We start from the raw sequence: 18607 nt of genomic DNA, 5'->3' as shown, positions 1-18607 counted from the left end.
GAGCGGCTCAACGCCCGTTGCGCCGCTCCGCCCGTGCTACCCGCTGGGCTTCGTCCTGCGCCTCTTCCAGTACCTCCTGCACATACAGAATGTGCCGGCTGGAAACCTCTCGCGCCTCCTCCGCCCGACCCTCGACAATCGCCAGGTACAACTCGCGGTGCTGACTGATCAGCATGTCGCGTGTCTCCGTGCGCTGCTGGTACATGCCACCGATGTTGGTCACCACATTGCGCTTGAGCAGGTCGAACAAGCCACGGATCGTATGCAGCAACACCGCGTTATGGCTGGCCTCGGCAATCGCCAGGTGGAAGCGCGCATCGGCCGCGCCCTCCTCCGCCCGCGTCACCTCGTCAGCCCGCGCATAGCAGTCCTGCAGAGCATCGAATGCCGCTTTCAACCGCGTACGATCAGGCTCGGTGGCACGCAGGGCTGCGTAGTAAGCGCATGACGCCTCCAGGGTGTGGCGAAACTCAAGCAGGTCGCGCTGCGCTTCGGCGCTATGCTCGAGCAACTGCAGCAGTGGGTCGCTGAAGGTCGAGCCAAGCGATTCGGCTACGTAATTGCCGCCACCCTGGCGGCTCACCAGCAGCCCCTTGGCCACCAGCTTCTGGATCGCCTCACGCAGTGACGGGCGCGACACACCGAACTGCTCGGCCAGGACGCGCTCGGCCGGCAGCCGCTGCCCAGAGGTCAGCGTGCCTTCCAGAATCATCCCTTCCAACCGATCGACGATGTCGTCGGACAGGCGCCGTTGGCGGACCTGATCAAAAACCATCACATGCTCTCCACAAACCCCGGCCGATTATCGCCGAGCGCCTATTCTCGCCGATCCGCGCTGCTCCAGCACGCATCAGGCGACGGTTTTCGCCAGTGAGCAGCTGCCCGTTCATCGACCCGCGACCAAAGTTTTGCACGGGACAAATTGACACACCCACGACAGCGCTTTTAACCTAGCGACCAGCCATTGTAAATTGGTCTTACCAATTATCCAATGCCAGTGCCTGACCAACAACAATTAGGGGCCACCCCATATGCAAACCTGGCAACAACTCTATACCCCGCTTGGTAGTCTCGGCCTGTCCGCACTGGCGGCGGTCATCCCCATCGTGTTTTTCTTCCTGGCCCTGGCCGTGTTCCGCCTCAAAGGCCACGTGGCTGGCAGCATCACCCTGGCCCTGTCGATCCTGGTGGCGATCTTTGCCTTCCAGATGCCTGTCGACATGGCCCTCGCTGCCGCAGGGTATGGCTTCCTCTACGGCCTCTGGCCGATTGCCTGGATCATCGTTGCCGCGGTGTTCCTGTACAAACTCACGGTCAAGAGCGGCCAGTTCGAAGTGATCCGCAGCTCGGTGCTGTCGATTACCGATGACCAACGCCTGCAAGTGCTGCTGATCGGCTTCTGCTTCGGTGCCTTCCTCGAAGGTGCGGCCGGCTTCGGCGCGCCGGTAGCCATCACCGCCGCATTGCTGGTGGGGCTGGGCTTCAACCCGCTGTACGCCGCCGGCCTGTGCCTGATTGCCAACACCGCACCGGTAGCCTTCGGTGCCCTGGGCATCCCGATCATCGTGGCCGGCCAGGTCACCGGTATCGACGCCTTCCACATCGGCGCCATGACCGGGCGCCAGCTGCCACTGCTGTCGCTGTTCGTACCGTTCTGGCTGGTGTTCATGATGGACGGCCTGCGCGGCGTAAAGGAAACCTGGCCTGCCGCCCTGGTCGCCGGCCTGAGCTTCGCCGTGACCCAGTACTTCACCTCGAACTTCATTGGCCCAGAGCTCCCGGACATCACCTCGGCCCTGGCCAGCCTGATTTGCCTGACCCTGTTCCTGAAAGTCTGGCAGCCCAAGCGCTCGTTCGCCGAAGCCAAAGGCAGTGTCGGCGCCGCCGTGGTGCAGCCAAGCGGCAGCCAACCGACCCCGTACAGCTTCGGCGAGATCTTCAAGGCCTGGTCGCCGTTCCTGATCCTCACCGTGCTGGTCACCCTCTGGACCCTGAAGCCATTCAAAGCGGCCTTCGCCCCCGGCGGCGCGATGTACAACTTCGTGTTCAACTTCGCCATCCCGCACCTTGACCAGCTGGTGATCAAGACTGCGCCGATCGTGACCGCGCCAACCGCCATGCCTGCGGTGTTCAAGCTCGATCCGATTTCGGCCACCGGCACCGCGATCTTCCTCTCCGCACTGGTGTCCATGTGGGTGTTGAAGATCAACTTCAAAACTGGTCTGACCACTCTCAAAGAGACGCTCTGGGAACTGCGTTGGCCGATCCTGTCGATCGGCATGGTGCTGGCTTTCGCCTTCGTCACCAACTATTCGGGCATGTCTTCGACCATGGCCCTGGTCCTGGCCGGCACCGGCGCCGCGTTCCCGTTCTTCTCGCCGTTCCTTGGCTGGCTGGGCGTGTTCCTGACCGGTTCCGACACCTCGTCCAACGCCCTGTTCAGCTCGCTGCAGGCCACCACCGCCCACCAGATCGGGGTCAACGACACCCTGCTGGTGGCGGCCAACACCAGCGGCGGGGTGACCGGCAAGATGATCTCGCCGCAGTCGATCGCCGTGGCCTGCGCTGCCACCGGGCTGGTCGGCAAGGAATCCGACCTGTTCCGCTTCACCGTCAAGCACAGCCTGTTCTTCGCCACCATCGTCGGCCTGATCACCCTGATCCAGGCCTACTGGCTGACCGGCATGCTGGTTCATCACTAAAGTGAAAGGGGCCGGGCGCCCTTGCGCGCCCGGCATCTCCTTCAACCCACGCTGCGAGAATCCATGATCATTTCCGCCTCCACCGACTATCGCGCCGCGGCCCAACGCAAGCTGCCTCCTTTCCTCTTCCACTATGCCGACGGCGGCGCCTACGCCGAGCACACCCTGCGCCACAACGTCTCGGACCTGGCCAGCATCGCCCTGCGTCAGCGCGTGCTGAAGAACATGTCCGAGCTGAGCCTGGAAACCAGGCTGTTCGACGAGACCCTAAGCATGCCCGTGGCCTTGGCCCCGGTCGGCCTCACCGGCATGTACGCCCGCCGCGGTGAAGTGCAGGCGGCGCGTGCAGCAGCCGCCCACGGCATTCCGTTTACCATGTCGACGGTATCGGTGTGCCCGATCGAAGAAGTGGCGCCCGCCATCGACCGGCCGATGTGGTTCCAGCTGTACGTGCTCAAAGACCGCGGCTTCATGCGCAACGCCCTGGAGCGGGCCAAGGCCGCTGGCGTGAAGACCCTGGTGTTCACCGTCGACATGCCCGTGCCCGGTGCCCGCTACCGCGATGCCCACTCCGGCATGAGCGGCGCGAACGGCCCGATGCGCCGCGTGCTGCAGGCCATGACCCACCCCGAATGGGCATGGGACGTTGGCGTGATGGGCCGCCCGCACGACCTGGGCAACATCTCCAAGTATCGTGGCAACCCCACGGGCCTGGCCGACTACATCGGCTGGCTCGGCAACAACTTCGACCCGTCGATCTCGTGGAAGGACCTGGAGTGGATCCGCGAATTCTGGGATGGCCCGATGATCATCAAGGGCATCCTCGACGCCGACGACGCCCGTGACGCGGTCAAGTTCGGCGCCGACGGCATCGTTGTCTCCAACCACGGCGGCCGCCAGCTCGACGGCGTGCTGTCGAGCGCCCGCGCCCTGCCGGCGATTGCCGATGCGGTCAAAGGCGACCTGAAGATCCTCGCCGACTCCGGCATCCGCAGCGGCCTCGACGTGGTGCGCATGATCGCCCTTGGTGCCGACACCGTGCTGATTGGCCGCGCCTTCCTGTGGGCCCTGGCCGTGCACGGCCAGGCCGGGGTGAAGAACCTGCTCGAACTGTTCGAGAAGGAAATGCGCGTGGCCATGGTGCTGACTGGCGCCAAGTCGATCAGCGAGATCACCCGCGACTCGCTGGTCCGCGAACTGGGCGCCTGAGCGCCTGCCAACCGTACCGCCTGAATGACCGGGGCACGCTGCGCAGCAGACGCTGCGGCCCCGCGAGGAGATTGCATGAGCCTGCCCGCTGCGTTCCTGCGCGATGCCGAGCGCCTTATCCCGGCCGAACGCCGGTTCGACGACCCGACCTCTACCCTGGCCTTCGGCACCGACGCCAGCTTCTATCGGCTGATCCCCAAGCTGGTGGTGCGCGTCGAGTCCGAGGACGAAGTGGTCGGGCTGATTCAACTGGCCCAGCGCGATCGCGTGCCGGTGACCTTCCGCGCCGCAGGCACCAGCTTGTCCGGCCAGGCCATCAGCGACTCGGTGCTGATCGTGCTGGGCGACAACTGGGGAGGCAAGGAGATCCGCGGCCAGGGCGAGCAGATTCGCCTGCAACCCGGCGTCATCGGCGCCCAGGCCAACGCCTGGCTGGCCCCCTATGGGCGCAAGATCGGCCCCGACCCGGCTTCGATCAACGCCTGCAAGATCGGCGGCATTGTCGCCAACAACGCCAGCGGCATGTGCTGCGGTACCGCGCAGAACACCTACCACACCCTCGCCGGCCTGCGCCTGGTGCTGGCTGATGGCACCCGCCTGGACAGCGAAGACCCCGTCAGTGTCGCCGCCTTTGAAAGCAGCCACGCAGAACTGCTCGAAGCGCTGGCGCGCCTGGGCCGCGAAACCCGCGCCAATACCGAACTGGCCGACCGCATCCGGCACAAATACCGGTTGAAGAACACCACCGGCCTGTCGCTCAACGCACTGGTGGACTACGACCAACCGCTGGATATCCTGCAGCACCTGCTGGTCGGTTCCGAAGGCACCCTGGGCTTCATCAGCGCCGTTACCTACAACACCGTGCCCGACCATCCGCACAAGGCCAGCGCCCTGCTGGTGTTCCCCAGCGTGGAAAGCTGCTGCCGCGCCGTCACCGTGCTCAAGCGCCAGCCGGTGTCCGCCGTCGAACTGCTCGACCGCCGCAGCCTGCGTTCGGTGCAGAACATGCCGGGCATGCCGCTGTGGGTCAAAGCCCTGTCAGCCAACGCCTGCGCCCTGCTGATCGAGTCCCGCGCCGCCAGCCAGAGCCTGCTGCACGAACAACTGCAGCGGGTGATGGCCTCGATCGCCGATTACCCGCTGGAGCAGAAGGTCGACTTCAGCGAAGACCCGGCCGTGTACAACCAGCTGTGGAAAATCCGCAAGGACACCTTCCCCGCCGTCGGTGCCGTGCGCCAGACCGGCACCACGGTGATCATCGAGGACGTCACCTTCCCCGTCGAGCAACTGGCCGAAGGCGTCAACCGGCTGATCCAGCTGTTCGACAAGCACCAGTACGACGAGGCGATCATCTTCGGCCACGCGCTGGAGGGTAACCTGCACTTCGTCTTCACCCAGGGCTTCAACAGCGCCGAGGAAGTCGCCCGTTACCAGGCCTTCATGGACGACGTGGCGCAGCTGGTGGCCGTCGAGTTCGGCGGCTCGCTCAAGGCCGAGCACGGCACCGGCCGCAACATGGCGCCGTTCGTGGCGCTGGAATGGGGCGCTGATGCCTACCAGCTGATGTGGAAACTCAAGCGCCTGCTCGACCCCAACGGCATCCTCAACCCCGATGTGGTGTTGAGCGAAGATCCGGACATCCACCTGAAAAACCTCAAGCCGCTGCCCGCCGCTGACGAGATCGTCGACAAGTGCATCGAGTGCGGCTTCTGCGAACCGGTCTGCCCCTCCAAGGGCCTGACCCTCAGCCCACGCCAGCGCATCGTCATGTGGCGCGACATTCAGGCGAAGAAGCGCGCCGGCATCGACACCCGCGAGCTGCTGCAAAGCTACCAGTACCAAGGCATCGACACCTGCGCCGCCACCGGCCTGTGCGCCCAGCGCTGCCCGGTCGGCATCAACACCGGCGAGCTGGTGAAGAAACTGCGCAGCCAGGCCGCTGATCATGCCAAGACCGCCGATTGGCTGGCCGAGCATTTCCACACCGCGCTGGGCGGCGCCCGCTTCACCCTCACCGCCGCCAACAACGCCCGCAAGCTGCTCGGCGCACCACGCCTCGGGCGTCTCAGTGCAGCCCTGAGCAAGGCCAGCAAAGGCCGCCTGCCACAGTGGACCCCGGCCCTGCCCCAGCCGCTGCGCACGCTGGACTTCGGCCCGGCAAGCAACGACGCCCGGCCCCGCGTGGTCTACCTTGCCGCCTGTGTTTCACGCGTGATGGGCCCCGCCTATGCCGACCGCGAGCAAAGCTCGCTGCTCGACAAGACCCGCGCCCTGCTGGAAAAGGCCGGTTACCAAGTGGTGTTCCCGGACAACGCCGACAGCCTCTGCTGCGGCCAGCCGTTCGCCTCCAAGGGCTACCCCGAGCAGGCCGAGCACAAGCGCCAGGAACTGCTCAACGCCCTGCTCCACGCCAGCCGCGGCGGCCTCGACCCGATCTACTGCGACACCAGCCCGTGCACCCTGCGCCTGGTGCAGGACCTGGGCGAAACCCGACTGGACCTGTATGACCCGGTGCGCTTCATCCGCACCCACCTGGTCGACAGACTGGAGTTCAGCCCCCAGGACGAACCCGTGGCCGTGCATGTGACCTGCAGCACTCAGCATCTGGGCGAAAGCCAGGCATTGATTGACCTGGCGCGCCGTTGCAGCAAGCAGGTGGTGATTCCGGAAGGCATCCACTGTTGCGGGTTCGCTGGCGACAAGGGCTTCACCACACCCGAGCTCAACGCCCACTCGCTGCGTAGCCTGAAGAACGCAGTGCAGCATTGCAGCGAAGGCATCTCCACCAGCCGCACCTGTGAAATCGGCCTGTCCAGCCACAGCGGCATCGACTACCACGGCCTGGTCTACCTGGTGGACCGCGTCACAAGAGCACGCGAAATCTGAGGTTGTCCCTGTGGGAGCGGCCTTGTGTCGCGAAAGGGCCGCAAAGCGGCCCCTCGCGTTCAGCGCAGACGCGAAAATCGCCGGGGCTGCTGCGCAGCCCTTTCGCGACACAAGGCCGCTCCCACACGGACCGCATTAGCCTATCGACGGCAACATCCCGCCACACACCACCCTGTCCAATCCATCACCCGATTGAACCCTCGCAAAATCCCGACAGTCCACCCTTACAGGCCCACTTCCCAGCGGCCATAAAAGGAGACTCCCATGAAAGGCACCGCGCTTTCGGCCCTCTTCGCGGCCGCTACCCTCCTGGCTTCGCCGGTATTCGCCGCCGATGACCTGTGCACGATCAACCTGCAGAAGATCGACGACAGCATGGCCACCGCCGGCGCGACCTCCGAGGGCCTGGACAAAGCCCTGACCGAGCAGGTCGACAAAGCCAAGGCCGCCCAGGCTTCAGGTGACACCAAAGGCTGCATCGCCATCACCAGCAAGGTGCTGGAGCGCCTGGAAAAGACCGAGAAAGGCAGCGGCACGGCCGGCGGCAGCGGTGCTTGAGCCGTCGCAGCGCGGGCGACAGGACCGGCTGTCGACGTCGCCCGCGCAATGGCGTATACTCCGCCTCACGTGCCGTAAGGTGCGTTAGCCAAGAGCTAGTGTGGGGCCGATCAGGATTCGACGCCGGTAGCGAAACTCTAGGTGCATGCCGAGTTGGTAACAGAACTCGTAAATCCACTGTTGCAACTTTCTATAGTTGCCAATGACGAAAACTACGAGGGCTACGCTCTCGCTGCGTAAGCAGCTGAGCCCGCTCTCCTGGTAGCTTCGGCTCCAGCAATCATCAGGGGATGCCTGTAAACCCGAAATGATTGTCATACAGAACAGGATCGTCGTGTAGCACGTTGGGGGCAAAGCGACTAAAACTTACCCAACTCATCCAAAGCACCCTGCCCGTCGGGCGGCTGCGGATTAAATCAGTAGACACGGCTAAGCATGTAGTACCGACAGCGGAGTACTGGCGGACGGGGGTTCAAATCCCCCCGGCTCCACCAAATTCCAAAATAGAAGACGCCCTAGGGCGTCTTTTTTTGTGTCTGGAATAATCTAATCCACCTGCCTAGCGTTACAGATTGTTTCGAAATGCAGCGAAAAATCGGTTTTTACCCCTTTCTTGTAGGACACTTCCCAAAGATACTCTCCGCCCCTGTTTTCCGTTGCGATCGCTTTTTCAGGGTTTTAGTCTCGCTGGGTCGTTGCACTCCAACGGCATGACTTTGACAGGTCGCGACGGTAAACAACAAAGCGGTTCGTCGTTATGGCGGCTGTACGTGCGGGCACGCTTGCGTGCGCCGGAACTTGTTGTTTCCGCCGGTCTGTCAACCCGCGTACAGCTGCCACCCTCTGTTTGACAGCAGATGGTGACGGCCCTGAAATGGAAGCAATCATGTTGAAGATAGTCCCCGATCCCCCCCACCTCCTCCACGCCCTGGAGGACACGCTGATGATGGCCGCCGACTATGCGCTCTGCGCCGAAGCCGTCGTCCAGCAGGCAATGCTGATGCAGCCCAAGTCACCTGTGTCGCTGCTGATCATGACGTCGATGCACGAACTCGACAGCTTGCGCAAATTGCTCGAAACGGCCCTGGCCCAGATCCAGAAACCCGCCGACCCGCAGACGCTGCACTGATCCGCAGCATGCTCAGCCTGGCCTGCCAGGCCAGGCCTCTACGACTTCAGGGAGATCAAACAATGGCCACCGAAGAAACCCGATTCACCGTTGGCAAAACCACCTTCTTCCAAGGCGAAAACCAGACCCATCCATTGTTCCGCATCGAACCCGGCATCCCTTGCCAGGCCGCTCGCGAACAGGCTTCAGAACTGATGGGCTACGTTCGCGACCTGTCCATCGACGGCCTGATGGAAGACAAACCCCTGCTGCTTTGGGCCTCGCACTACCTCAGCGCCATGGCCAAGGCCCTGCTTGATGACGCCGAGTTGGGCATGGCAAAAGTGCCTTGAAATAGACCCGCCGCCGCTCTTTTGTAGGAGCGGCCTCGTTTCGCGATAGGTCCGCAAAGCGGCCACAGCAATCTCAACATCAGCGCAAACAACCAGCATCAGCCGAAGCTTCGTCAGAAGCAGATTGATGAAGCGTTCAAAAACGATGGCGGCGGCGCGCGGCTGGTCAAAATGCTCGGTGGTAATCTAGGCGTGGTGCTAGCACCCAATGACAACCTCTGGGGCCAGACGGGATAGGGCCGATCCAGCTCATCGGATTGGCCACCATACTCGCTCATAAGGGATAATGCCCCGGCTATAAGACTTATCGGCCGCGATACTTAGAGACGTTTCATGACCCTTGCCGAGCTTCATCAGATCCTTGCCTGTGGTGAGGACAGTCGCCATCAGTTCAAGCGCGATTTCAATAATGTCGATGCCCTGGCAGCCGAGTTGGTGGCGTTCGCCAATACCTCAGGTGGCTATCTAATGATTGGCGTGGACGACTCCGGCGCGGTTAGTGGTCTCAGTAGCACCGACGTTGCGCGGCTCAATCAGCTGCTCTCGAATGCGTCCTCGCAGAATGTCCGCCCTGCTATCAATCCACTGTCCAGCAACCTTCAGACTGAGCACGGGCTGGTCATGGTAGTGACAGTCGAGCAAGGGCTGAACAAACCCTATGTCGACAACCAGGGTCGCATCTGGGTAAAGAACGGCTCCGATAAGCGTCGGGTCACGGCCCGTGAAGAATTGCAGCGTTTGTTCCAGCAGGCCGGGCTGGTGTGTGCCGATGCGGTACCAGTAGCGGGCAGCAGTGTAGCGGACATCGACGCTAAAGCGCTTGGCCAGTACTTCCAAAGGCGCTTTCGACAAAGCCTTGAACAGTCAGGCCTGGAAACCGTCCGTATCTTGGAAAATCTCGGTCTCGCCAGTGGTGGAACCCCTAATGTGGCCGGTTTGCTGCTCTTCGGCCAGGCGCCACAGCGTCTGTGTCCAGCTTTCGATATCAAGGCCGTGGCGTTTCCGGGCACGGTGGTGCATGACCGCCACTATCTAGATAGCGAAGATATCGACGGTACCCTGCTGGAGCAGTACCGACGAAGCCTCGCCTTCATCAAGCGCAACCTGCGCCATGTCCAGCTGCAGCAGGGCTTCAATAGCCTCGGTCAGCTAGAAGTACCGGAGGAAGTGTTTGAGGAACTGCTGGTCAATGCCCTGATCCACCGCGACTACTTTGTCAGCGCCTCGATCCGGATCATGATCTTTGCCGATCGCATCGAACTGATCAGCCCCGGGCACCTGCCTGACGTCCTCGACACTGAGAAAATTAGATTCGGCCTGTCCAACCGTCGTAACCCGACGCTCACTTCCCATGCTGTGCACATTCTCCCCTATCGCGGTCTGGGCACCGGCATCCCGCGCGCTATCGATGCTTGGCCAATGATTCGGCTGGAGGACGACCGGCAGAGTAATCAGTTCAAGGTGGTGGTTCAGCGCGACGTTGAAAAAGGGCCTCTTTCGGGTCCAAGTCGGGACCAAGCAGGGACTAAGTCGGGACTAAGTCGGGACCAAGTAGCTACTGAGTCCGCTATCGAAGGAGGCCAGGCCGATACTCGCCTGCCTCTGCAGCAAGAGCAGATAACGCTGCTGTACAAGATGACAGGCGATCACGCTGCGCCAGAGCTGATGACTTTCGTCGGGCGCAGCAACCGCAGCAAGTTCCGCGAGCAAGTTTTGGCCCCACTACTGGCACTTGGCGTGGTTGAGATGACCATCCCAGACAAGCCCAACAGCAGCAAGCAACGCTATCGACTGACTGCGGCCGGCCGAGCGCTAAAAGCCGAACAACGCCCCTCAGGCGACTGATCTCAGCCTCTGCTACGTGCTGCACGGGAGAGCCTCAACTACAGCGACTAAGTCACCGAGCTCGTGTTTCTGCTGTTAATTACTACCGGCAAATGCTGCTGGACCTTCGCAAAATCCCGGAGCCCTCTGCGATAGCTAGGAACAACAACTGAGGTGATACAGGCGCCTGCTGCAGTAACCAGCGGGCGCTTGATGGTAAAGTGAACACGCCCTCTTTCACCCCCGCCCCACCGCCCGTCTCACCTTGTCCAGCAACTCACCCAACCGAAACGGTTTCACCAGCATATCCATCCCCACCCCCAGAAACGCCTGCCGGTCCAGCGCTTCATCGGCATACCCGGTCATGAACACCACCGGCAACCCAGGCCTGCAAACTCTGGCCATATCCGCCAGTTCGCGCCCGCTCAGCGTCGGCAGCCCCACATCGGTCAACAGCAAATCCGGCCCTGGCTCGTGCCGCAGATGGAAAAGCGCCTCGTCGATCGTCGAGGCCAGTGTGCAGCGGTACCCTGCATCGGTCAGTGCCTCGGCCACCGACAGGCGCACCGACGCCATGTCCTCGACAATCAGCACATGCTCGCCATTGCCGCGGGCATCTTCCGCCACTTCGCGCTGCGGGGGCACGGCGACATCCTCGGTGGCGGGCAACATCAGGGTCACTTCGGTGCCTTCACCCAATACGCTGCGCAGCACTACGTGGCCGCCCGACTGCCGGGCGAAGCCGTAGATGGTCGACAGCCCCAAACCGGTCCCCTGGCCCAGCGGTTTGGTGGTGAAGAACGGGTCGAAAACCTTGTCGAGCACATCAGGCTCGATGCCGCTGCCGTTGTCACGCACCGTCACCGCTACATAGGGACCGTCTTGCAGGTTGGGGTCGCCATGGACCAACGCCGTGCAGGTCTTGACCCAGATCTGCCCGCCCTTGGGCAACGCATCGCGGGCGTTGATCACCAGGTTGAGCACGGCACTTTCCAGCTGCACGGGGTCGACCAGGGCGATGGCAGGATGGGTAGACAAATCCAGGCTGAGGGAAACCCGTTCGCCGATGGTGCGGGTGAGCAGCTCCTCCAGCGAGCTGACGTGCTGATTGACGTCCACCGGCCGGGTGTCCAGCGGTTGCTGGCGAGCGAAGGCCAACAGGCGGTGGGTCAGCACGGCGGCGCTGTTGGCGGAACTGAGCGCTGCATCGACGTATTTCGGCACCTTTTCCGTGCGGCCTTCGGTGACGCGTTTGCGGATCAGTTCGAGGCTGGTGATCACGCCCGTCAGCAGGTTGTTGAAGTCATGGGCGATGCCACCGGTCAGGCTGCCCAGGGCTTCCATTTTCTGCAGTTGCAACAGCTGGGCCTCGGTGCGCGCACGCTCGGCGACTTCCTTGGCCAACTGCGTGGTGGCATCGTCCAGGCGCGCCAGGTGCGAGCGTTCGCGGTGGCGGTGCTCGGTGATGTCTTCGATAAACACCAGGCAAAGCCCAGGTGCGCGATACGGTGACAACTGCCATTCGGTATCGCGCGGCTCGCCATGCAGGCGCATGCCCAGGTTGCCGCGCCAGCGCTTGCCGGCGCGCAAGTGCTCGCGCATTTCTTCCAGCACCAGTGCCTGGCCTTCGGCAAAGCACTCGCGCAGTTGCTGCGGGTCGCGGTTGTCCTGCATCAGGTCGGCGAATGCGTGGTTGCATTCATGCACCTTGAACTCGGCGTCGAGCACGGCGATAGGCGCCGATACGCTGCGGAAGATTTCCTGAAAACGCGCCTCGCTTTCGCGCAGCGCACGTTCAGTGTCGCGTACCCGCAACAGCGTGCGCAGGGTGGCCAGCAATACGTCCGGGTCGACCGGGTGGATCAGGTAGGCATCGGCACCGGCGTTGAGACCGGTGATGATGTCGCCGCTCTGGATCGATGCGGCCGACACGTGGATCACCGGCAACAGGGCTGTGGCCGGGTCCTGGCGCAGCAGGCGAACGATATCGAAACCGCTCATGTCGGGCAGGTTGACGTCGAGGATGAGTGCATCCACCTGCTGCTCCCTGATCAGCGCCAGCCCATCGCCGCCGGTGCCGGCTTCGAGCACCTCATAGCCATGCACGCCCAAACGCCGGCGCAAGGCGTAGCGGGTAGCCGCGTTGTCGTCGACGATCAGCAGGCGCACATCAGGTTTCATCGGCGTGCTCCTGGGCCAAGGCCAGCGGGATGATTACGAAGAAGCATGAGCCGATCCCTGGTTCGCTGGTCACGCCCACCTCACCGCCCAGCAGCGTGGCGAAGCGCTTGCACAGCGACAACCCCAGGCCGGTGCCGCGCAGGCGTTTCTGCAGCGGCGAGTCGACCTGGGCGAAATCCTCGAACAAGGTGTTCAACAGCCCGGTAGGGATGCCGATGCCGGTATCGCTGACGGCGAAGCGGATCTTGTTTTCGCCTTGCAGTCGGGCAGAAACGCGCACCTCTCCGCGCGAGGTGAATTTCACGGCGTTGGAGATGAAGTTGCGCAGGATCTGCGCAAGCTTCTTGTCGTCGGTGTAGAGCCTGGGCAGGCCGACCGGCTCTTCGAAGATCAGGTCCACCGCGCTGGCGTCGACAATTGGCCGGAACATGCCGCGCAGGGCCGCGAACAGGTCGAGCATGTCGAACCAGGCCGGCGAGATGGTGATGCGCCCGGCCTCGATCTTGGCCAGGTCGAGGAGGTCGTCGACCATGTCCGACAGCTCGCGGGTGGCGGTACTGACGAACGCGACCTGGCGGTGCTGCTCTTCGGACAAGGGGCCATCCAGTTCGTCGGCCAGCAGGCTGGTAATACTCAGGATCGAACCCAGCGGTGTGCGGAATTCGTGGCTCATGTAGGACAGGAAGCGGCTTTTCAGGTCCGAAGCCTGGCGCAGTTGTTCAGCCTGGATGTCCAGTTCGGCATACAGCGCCAGCACGCCCTGGTTGGTCTCGTCGAGTTCGGCGCGCAGTGCCTGGTTTTCGGCCTGCAGGCGGGCGACCAGTGCCACTGGGTCGGTCAAGGGTTCAGCCATGGGTGGGCTCCAGGTCAACGACCAGCACTGTCACATCATCCCGCCCACGGCAGAAATCACGGTGCAGCACGGTCGCGATCACGGCCGGATGGCGATGCACCAGGCCAGGGTAGTCTTGAAGGTTCCAGCGCGATTGCAGGCCGTCGCTGTACAGGATGAGCAGGTTGCCGTTTACCTGAGCGTAGTCGAAGGCCTGCGCCTTGCGGTATTGGCCGCCGACAATGCCCGGCAGCGAGGCCAGGCCACGTGCCTGGGTGCCCTGGATCAGGCTGGCGCCGATATTGCCGACGCCGGTGAAGGACAGGCGGTTCTGGCTGGCATCATGCTGGGCGATGGCGACGGCCCCACCGCGGGTGCCTGCCATCGCCTGATGCAGGCGGCCGATCAGCTGCAACGGGTCGATGAACGCATCGGCGGCAAAGGCCACAGCGCCTGCCTGCGCGGCCGCCTCGGCATCCGGACCGTGGCCCAGGCCATCCACCAGCAACGCGCTGAGGCGGTTGCCGTCGATCGCCACGTGCCAGATGTCGCCACAGGCCGGGTCGTCATGCAAGGCGTGATGGCTCACGCCGATACGGATATCGTGACCGGCGTCCTGGCGCCGGTACAAGCGCGCCATGATCACCGAACCCCGCGCATCGGTGTGAACGTCGAACACCTGCGCGAGGCGCGCAATGGCACCCAGGCCAATGCCTTGGGTGCCGCCTGTGGAATAACCGTCTGCCAGGCAGGTGGCGGTATCGAAGCCCTGCGCCCGGTCCACGGCCACCAGTTCGACGCCGCAGCCGTTGGCGCCGGGTATGGCGCGCAGGTGCAGCTCGCCGCGCTGTGCATGCTTGAGCACATTGCTGCTCAGTTCGGTCGCCAGCAGGGCTACGCGCCCGGCATCCTCACTGTCGAAGCCTTGTTGCTCGGCCAGCTTCTGCGCCATGCGCCGGGCGTGGCCGACCTGGCTGCTGTCTTCCAGCGGCAACACCAGCGTGAGGCTGGCATGGATGTTCATGCCCATCGCGTGATCGTCACTCGTGTGCCCTCGCCTGGCGCGGTGTCCAGCTCGAATTCGTCGACCAGCCGCCTGGCTCCCGTCAGGCCAAGGCCCAGACCATTGCCGGAGGTCCAGCCGTCGGTCAGCGCCAGGTTGATGTCGGGGATGCCCGGGCCTTCATCGCGGAATACCAGGCGCAAGCCGGTTCGCCCGGCCTCTTCCAGCACCTGCCAGTCCATGTCGCCGCCACCGCCGTAGACCACGGTGTTGCGCGCCAGCTCGCTGACCGCCGTCACCAGTTTGGTCAGGTCCACCAGGCGCATGCCGCATTCGCCGGCCAGCTTGCGGGCCAATTGGCGGGCCAGCACCACGTCCTGCTCGATACGCACCGGCAGGCTGCCACTGTCATGGGCATTCATACGCGCCTCACGGTCTGGCGCAGGCGCTGCATGCCACGCTCGACGTTCAGTGCCGTGCTGACGCCGGGCAGGTTCAGGCCCAGCTCCACCAGAGTGATGGCCACCGCTGGCTGCATGCCCACCACCATCACCTGGGCATCCATCAGCCGCGACAGGCTGGCGATGTCGGCGATCATCCGGCCGATGAAGGAGTCGACCATGTCGAGTGCGGAAATGTCGATCAGCACGCCACGGGCCGAGGTGCTGCTGATACGGTCGGTAAGATCGTCCTGCAGGCGCATGGCCAGTTCGTCATGCATGTCGACCTGAATGGTCACCAGCAAGAATTCACCCATTTGCAGAATCGGTATGCGTTCCATGGCCTTATCCCCGCTCGGCCAGGCTCACACCCAGGCGTGACAGGGCCAGTTTCAGCGCGTCGGCAAGGTTGGCCTTGGTGGTCAGCGTGCCGAGGTCGAGCCCCAGGTGAACGATGGTCTGGGCGATCTGTGGGCGCACCCCACTTATGATGCAGTCGGCGCCCATCAGGCGGATAGCAGTCACCGTCTTGAGCAGGTGCTGGGCGACCAGGGTATCGACGGTCGGCACGCCGGTGATATCGATGATGGCGATTTCCGAGCCGGTGTCGACGATGCGTTGCAGCAACGACTCCATCACGGTCTGGCTGCGTTGCGAGTCCAGGGTACCGATCAGCGGCAGCGCCAGCACGCCGTCCCACAGTTTGACCACGGGGGTGGACAGCTCCAGCAGCTCTTCCTGCTGACGCTTGATCACCGCTTCGCGGGTTTTCTGGTAGGTACGCATGGTGTGCATGCCGAGGCTGTCGAGCAGTTCAGAGATGCCCCACAGCTGCTCGGCGAGGCGCGCCGGCTCATCGCTGTAATGGGCCTGTAGCAAGCCAAACAACGGGCCTTTGAGGGCGAAGATGAAATAGACGGTCTGGTGCGAATCATGACCGAGCTGGGCACGGCTGGCAGACAACTTCTCCAGGAAGCGCCGTGTTTCCTCCCATTCACCCGTAGCGACATTGTTGACGCTATCCGATTGCATGCCTTGCGACAGCAGCTGGAGGAATTCGCGGACTTCCTGGTTGAGCGTCTGCTCTTTGATGTTGCGTGTGGCGCCGCTGGCTTCCAGGGCCGCAAGCCACTCATTGATCAGCTGAGCCTGGTTTGCCTTGATCGCTTCCAACGTGCTGCCTTGCAATGCTGCCATGTGCCTTTCGCTCCTGTGCGTTAAGGCCGGCATCCCTGGTGGGCGCCAGCCTGTTGAGAATGACATCTTCACACTCAAATAGTTGTGACGCACGGGAAAGATAGTTGCAATGGGCCATATCAGCGCGCTGTCTTCAACACCCAGGTGGACAGCGAGCGGTTCAGCAGCGCACCGACAAGCTCAGCGAACACCAGGGCTGCGCTACCGGCACAGAGCAGCAGCGCCTGGCATCCATTCCTGAAGGCCTGCTGCACGAGGGGCGCAATGGTTTGACCCAGGTTCAAGCGCCGTCATCAGGAGTAGCCCCCAAGGCGTAGAACTCATGCAACTTGGCCAGAATTCGCGCTCCTGCGGCAGCTTGCTCTGAATGAAAATGATTAGGTTATGGGTCCAGGGCAATTGTGACAGCAGTGCTGACACTTTCTCGTCGCCTCTGTAGGTCTCATAAAATTGGCGCATTCGAAATAGATTACGGCGAGTAAAGCCGCGCAACCCTGGCTGTGTCTTGGCAAGATGGGTGGCCAATTGGCTGACCACCGAATCGCCCCACTCCGCTTGCTCCAGCTTGCGACTGATATAGCCCCCCACCTGCCAGTACAAATCGATCAACTGACTGTTGACCGCCTGCACCGCCCTGCCGGGCCCCATGAATCAACGCCAGCACTTCCTCGAAACGGTCATCCTTTACCGACGGAGAAGCCACTGGCGCATTGGCGTCTTGTTGTTTCGCGCTCATGCCTCGACTTCCTGTATGAATTGCGCAGGAAGTCTACCCCCACCCAACCACCCTCCAACGGCCAACAGCACCGATCAAGTGTTTCAAAAAGCGAAGGGCACCCATCCACTGGGTGCCCTCGCCTTTGTTGCAAGGTGAACTCAATCACCCCATCGACCGCGCCCCCACCGTTTGCGCATGGCCCCGGGAGGTCACGATTCCCAGGAAGGAAATCACGATCGCCAGGCCCAAGGTCGAACTCACTTCCGCCCGGTGTTCAGGCGTGTACATCATCACGGCCAGCGCGCCGGAGATGAAAATGATGACCGCCCAGGTCAGGTACGGGAACAACCACATGCGGAACTTGAGCTCCGTGTTCTCGCGCTCCAGGCGGCGGCGCATGCGCAGTTGGGAGATGGCGATGACCATGTACACCAGCAGCGCGATGGCGCCGGAGCTGGCCAGCAGGAACTCGAACACACCCTTGGGTGCGAAATAGTTGAGGATGGCGATGGCGGCGCCGATCAGGGTGCTGCCGAATACTGCGGCGCGTGGCACACCGACCTTGGAGGTCTTGTTCAGCAGCGCTGGAGCGTCGCCGCGCTTGGCCAGCGAGTACATCATCCGCGAGGCGATGTAGATCGACGAGTTCATGCAGCTGGTCACGGCCACCAGCACTACCAGATCGACCATGAAAGCCGCATTGGGGATATTCATGATTTCCAGCGCACGCTGGTAAGAACCCACCACTGCCAGCTGTGGGTCGTTCCACGGCACCACCGAGATGATCACGAAGATCGACAGGATGTAGAAGGTGCTGATCCGCCAGATCACCGAACGGGTGGCCTTGGCGATGTTGCGCGACGGGTCGCTGGATTCGGACGCGGCGATGGTCACGGCCTCGGTGCCGATGAAGCTGAACATCACGGTGATGAACGCGCCGATCACTGCCGACCAGCCTTTGGGCACGAAGCCACCATGTTCGGCCATCAGCCCGCTCAGGCCGCTAACTTCACGCTCGGGCAGCCAGCCCAGCAGCGCAGCGAAGCCCAGGCCGATGAAGCCGAGAATGGCGGTGACCTTGAGGATGGCGAACCAGAACTCGAACTCGCCGTACTTGGCCACGCTGAACAGGTTGGTGCCCGCCAGCAACAGCACCGAGGCGAGGGCGAAGATCCAGCTGGGGATATCGGGGAACCAGGCGTTGAGCACGTGCCCTGCCGCCAATGCCTCGATCGGGATCACCAGTACCCAGAACCACCAGTACAACCAGCCGATGGTATAGCCGGCCCAGCGGCCGATGGCCTGGTCAGCGTAGGTGGAGAACGATCCCGTGTCCGGATGCGCCACGGCCATTTCGCCGAGCATGCGCATGACCAGTACCACCAGGGTCCCGGCCACGAAGTAGGAAAGTATGGTGGCTGGCCCGGCAGCCGCGATGGCGTGCCCGGAGCCTACGAAAAGTCCGGCACCGATGATGCCGGCGATGGACAGCATCGTTACATGACGTGGCTTGAAACCTTGTGCAAGGTTGCCATCAGATCCCACGGTGTTCATTGATCTTGTTCTCTTTTTGCTGACACAAGGAAGGACGGGCAG

General features: G+C 62.8%; 15 protein-coding genes, 1 other RNA gene and 1 pseudogene. 8 read left to right on the top strand and 9 right to left on the bottom strand.

Features of this window, described 5'->3' with window-relative positions:
- Nucleotides 1-7: 7 nt before the first annotated feature.
- A complete protein-coding gene (locus tag HU738_RS10535; RefSeq protein WP_186601122.1) occupies nt 8-775 on the bottom strand; it encodes an FCD domain-containing protein in 768 nt (255 codons plus the stop codon).
- Nucleotides 776-1031: 256 nt separating this feature from the next.
- Between HU738_RS10535 and HU738_RS10530 the strand changes: the two genes are divergently transcribed.
- The 8 genes from HU738_RS10530 (at nt 1032) to HU738_RS10495 (ending at nt 10661) form a co-directional block, all read left to right on the top strand.
- Entirely contained in the window at nt 1032-2702 is a 1671-nt protein-coding gene (locus HU738_RS10530) for a lactate permease LctP family transporter (RefSeq protein ID WP_186601121.1), read from the top strand.
- A gap of 63 nt (nt 2703-2765) precedes the next feature.
- Nucleotides 2766-3911 carry an FMN-dependent L-lactate dehydrogenase LldD gene (lldD, locus tag HU738_RS10525; protein ID WP_186601120.1) on the top strand — a complete coding sequence of 382 codons (1146 nt, stop codon included), beginning with the start codon at nt 2766-2768 and terminating at the stop codon, nt 3909-3911.
- Nucleotides 3912-3986: 75 nt separating this feature from the next.
- Nucleotides 3987-6797, top strand: a complete 2811-nt coding sequence (locus tag HU738_RS10520; RefSeq protein WP_186601119.1) for an FAD-binding and (Fe-S)-binding domain-containing protein — start codon at nt 3987-3989, stop codon at nt 6795-6797.
- A 264-nt stretch (nt 6798-7061) separates the two neighbouring features.
- Nucleotides 7062-7355 (top strand): PA2433 domain-containing protein, encoded by a 294-nt coding sequence (locus tag HU738_RS10515; RefSeq protein ID WP_176509712.1) that lies wholly within the window; start codon nt 7062-7064, stop codon nt 7353-7355.
- Nucleotides 7356-7457: 102 nt separating this feature from the next.
- Nucleotides 7458-7849: a transfer-messenger RNA gene (gene ssrA / locus HU738_RS10510) on the top strand.
- A gap of 392 nt (nt 7850-8241) precedes the next feature.
- Nucleotides 8242-8484 (top strand): hypothetical protein, encoded by a 243-nt coding sequence (locus HU738_RS10505; protein WP_186601118.1) that lies wholly within the window; start codon nt 8242-8244, stop codon nt 8482-8484.
- Between the two features lie 62 nt (nt 8485-8546).
- Nucleotides 8547-8816 carry a DUF3077 domain-containing protein gene (locus HU738_RS10500; protein ID WP_186601117.1) on the top strand — a complete coding sequence of 90 codons (270 nt, stop codon included), beginning with the start codon at nt 8547-8549 and terminating at the stop codon, nt 8814-8816.
- A 333-nt stretch (nt 8817-9149) separates the two neighbouring features.
- The gene (locus tag HU738_RS10495) at nt 9150-10661 is read left to right on the top strand and encodes an RNA/DNA-binding domain-containing protein (RefSeq protein ID WP_186601116.1); all 1512 of its coding nucleotides are present in this window, start codon (nt 9150-9152) and stop codon (nt 10659-10661) included.
- Nucleotides 10662-10877: 216 nt separating this feature from the next.
- Here HU738_RS10495 and HU738_RS10490 read toward each other — a convergent pair whose 3' ends face one another.
- From HU738_RS10490 to gabP, 8 genes and pseudogenes are all read right to left on the bottom strand, one after another.
- Nucleotides 10878-12821, bottom strand: coding sequence for a response regulator (locus HU738_RS10490; RefSeq protein ID WP_186601115.1), 1944 nt, complete (start codon nt 12819-12821; stop codon nt 10878-10880).
- Nucleotides 12811-13674, bottom strand: a complete 864-nt coding sequence (locus HU738_RS10485) for a sensor histidine kinase (protein WP_186601114.1) — start codon at nt 13672-13674, stop codon at nt 12811-12813. Before HU738_RS10485 ends, HU738_RS10490 begins: the two co-directional genes overlap by 11 nt.
- The gene (locus HU738_RS10480; RefSeq protein ID WP_186601113.1) at nt 13667-14677 is read right to left on the bottom strand and encodes an ATP-binding protein; all 1011 of its coding nucleotides are present in this window, start codon (nt 14675-14677) and stop codon (nt 13667-13669) included. Before HU738_RS10480 ends, HU738_RS10485 begins: the two co-directional genes overlap by 8 nt.
- Entirely contained in the window at nt 14674-15078 is a 405-nt protein-coding gene (locus HU738_RS10475; RefSeq protein WP_054883953.1) for an anti-sigma regulatory factor, read from the bottom strand. Before HU738_RS10475 ends, HU738_RS10480 begins: the two co-directional genes overlap by 4 nt.
- On the bottom strand, nt 15075-15437 hold the full coding sequence (locus tag HU738_RS10470) for an STAS domain-containing protein (protein WP_054883952.1): 363 nt from the start codon (nt 15435-15437) through the stop codon (nt 15075-15077). The genes HU738_RS10475 and HU738_RS10470 overlap by 4 nt, the downstream gene beginning before the upstream one ends.
- Nucleotides 15438-15441: 4 nt before the next feature.
- Nucleotides 15442-16293 (bottom strand): STAS domain-containing protein, encoded by an 852-nt coding sequence (locus tag HU738_RS10465; protein WP_186601112.1) that lies wholly within the window; start codon nt 16291-16293, stop codon nt 15442-15444.
- 333 nt (nt 16294-16626) lie between these two features.
- Nucleotides 16627-17029 (bottom strand): annotated as a pseudogene (locus HU738_RS10460) (DUF1016 N-terminal domain-containing protein); the annotation flags it as partial.
- A gap of 144 nt (nt 17030-17173) precedes the next feature.
- Nucleotides 17174-18565 carry a GABA permease gene (gabP, locus tag HU738_RS10455; protein ID WP_186601111.1) on the bottom strand — a complete coding sequence of 464 codons (1392 nt, stop codon included), beginning with the start codon at nt 18563-18565 and terminating at the stop codon, nt 17174-17176.
- Between the last annotated feature and the right edge of the window lie 42 nt (nt 18566-18607).

Origin of the sequence: Pseudomonas vlassakiae, assembly GCF_014269035.2 — a bacterium.
Taxonomy (GTDB): domain Bacteria; phylum Pseudomonadota; class Gammaproteobacteria; order Pseudomonadales; family Pseudomonadaceae; genus Aquipseudomonas; species Aquipseudomonas vlassakiae.
Note: the sequence above shows the minus strand (reverse complement) of the source record. Positions and strands in the feature narration are given on the sequence as shown.

Bases quoted from the DNA above. Each gene is read 5' to 3' on its own strand.
- HU738_RS10470 (WP_054883952.1), bottom strand. From the start codon at position 15,437: ATGGAACGCATACCGATTCTGCAAATGGGTGAATTCTTGCTGGTGACC.
- HU738_RS10515 (WP_176509712.1), top strand. From the start codon at position 7,062: ATGAAAGGCACCGCGCTTTCGGCCCTCTTCGCGGCCGCTACCCTCCTG.
- HU738_RS10475 (WP_054883953.1), bottom strand. From the start codon at position 15,078: ATGAATGCCCATGACAGTGGCAGCCTGCCGGTGCGTATCGAGCAGGAC.
- gabP (WP_186601111.1), bottom strand. From the start codon at position 18,565: ATGAACACCGTGGGATCTGATGGCAACCTTGCACAAGGTTTCAAGCCA.
- HU738_RS10520 (WP_186601119.1), top strand. From the start codon at position 3,987: ATGAGCCTGCCCGCTGCGTTCCTGCGCGATGCCGAGCGCCTTATCCCG.
- HU738_RS10485 (WP_186601114.1), bottom strand. From the start codon at position 13,674: ATGGCTGAACCCTTGACCGACCCAGTGGCACTGGTCGCCCGCCTGCAG.
- HU738_RS10495 (WP_186601116.1), top strand. From the start codon at position 9,150: ATGACCCTTGCCGAGCTTCATCAGATCCTTGCCTGTGGTGAGGACAGT.
- lldD (WP_186601120.1), top strand. From the start codon at position 2,766: ATGATCATTTCCGCCTCCACCGACTATCGCGCCGCGGCCCAACGCAAG.
- HU738_RS10480 (WP_186601113.1), bottom strand. From the start codon at position 14,677: ATGAACATCCATGCCAGCCTCACGCTGGTGTTGCCGCTGGAAGACAGC.
- HU738_RS10500 (WP_186601117.1), top strand. From the start codon at position 8,547: ATGGCCACCGAAGAAACCCGATTCACCGTTGGCAAAACCACCTTCTTC.
- HU738_RS10535 (WP_186601122.1), bottom strand. From the start codon at position 775: ATGGTTTTTGATCAGGTCCGCCAACGGCGCCTGTCCGACGACATCGTC.
- HU738_RS10530 (WP_186601121.1), top strand. From the start codon at position 1,032: ATGCAAACCTGGCAACAACTCTATACCCCGCTTGGTAGTCTCGGCCTG.
- HU738_RS10465 (WP_186601112.1), bottom strand. From the start codon at position 16,293: ATGGCAGCATTGCAAGGCAGCACGTTGGAAGCGATCAAGGCAAACCAG.
- HU738_RS10505 (WP_186601118.1), top strand. From the start codon at position 8,242: ATGTTGAAGATAGTCCCCGATCCCCCCCACCTCCTCCACGCCCTGGAG.
- HU738_RS10490 (WP_186601115.1), bottom strand. From the start codon at position 12,821: ATGAAACCTGATGTGCGCCTGCTGATCGTCGACGACAACGCGGCTACC.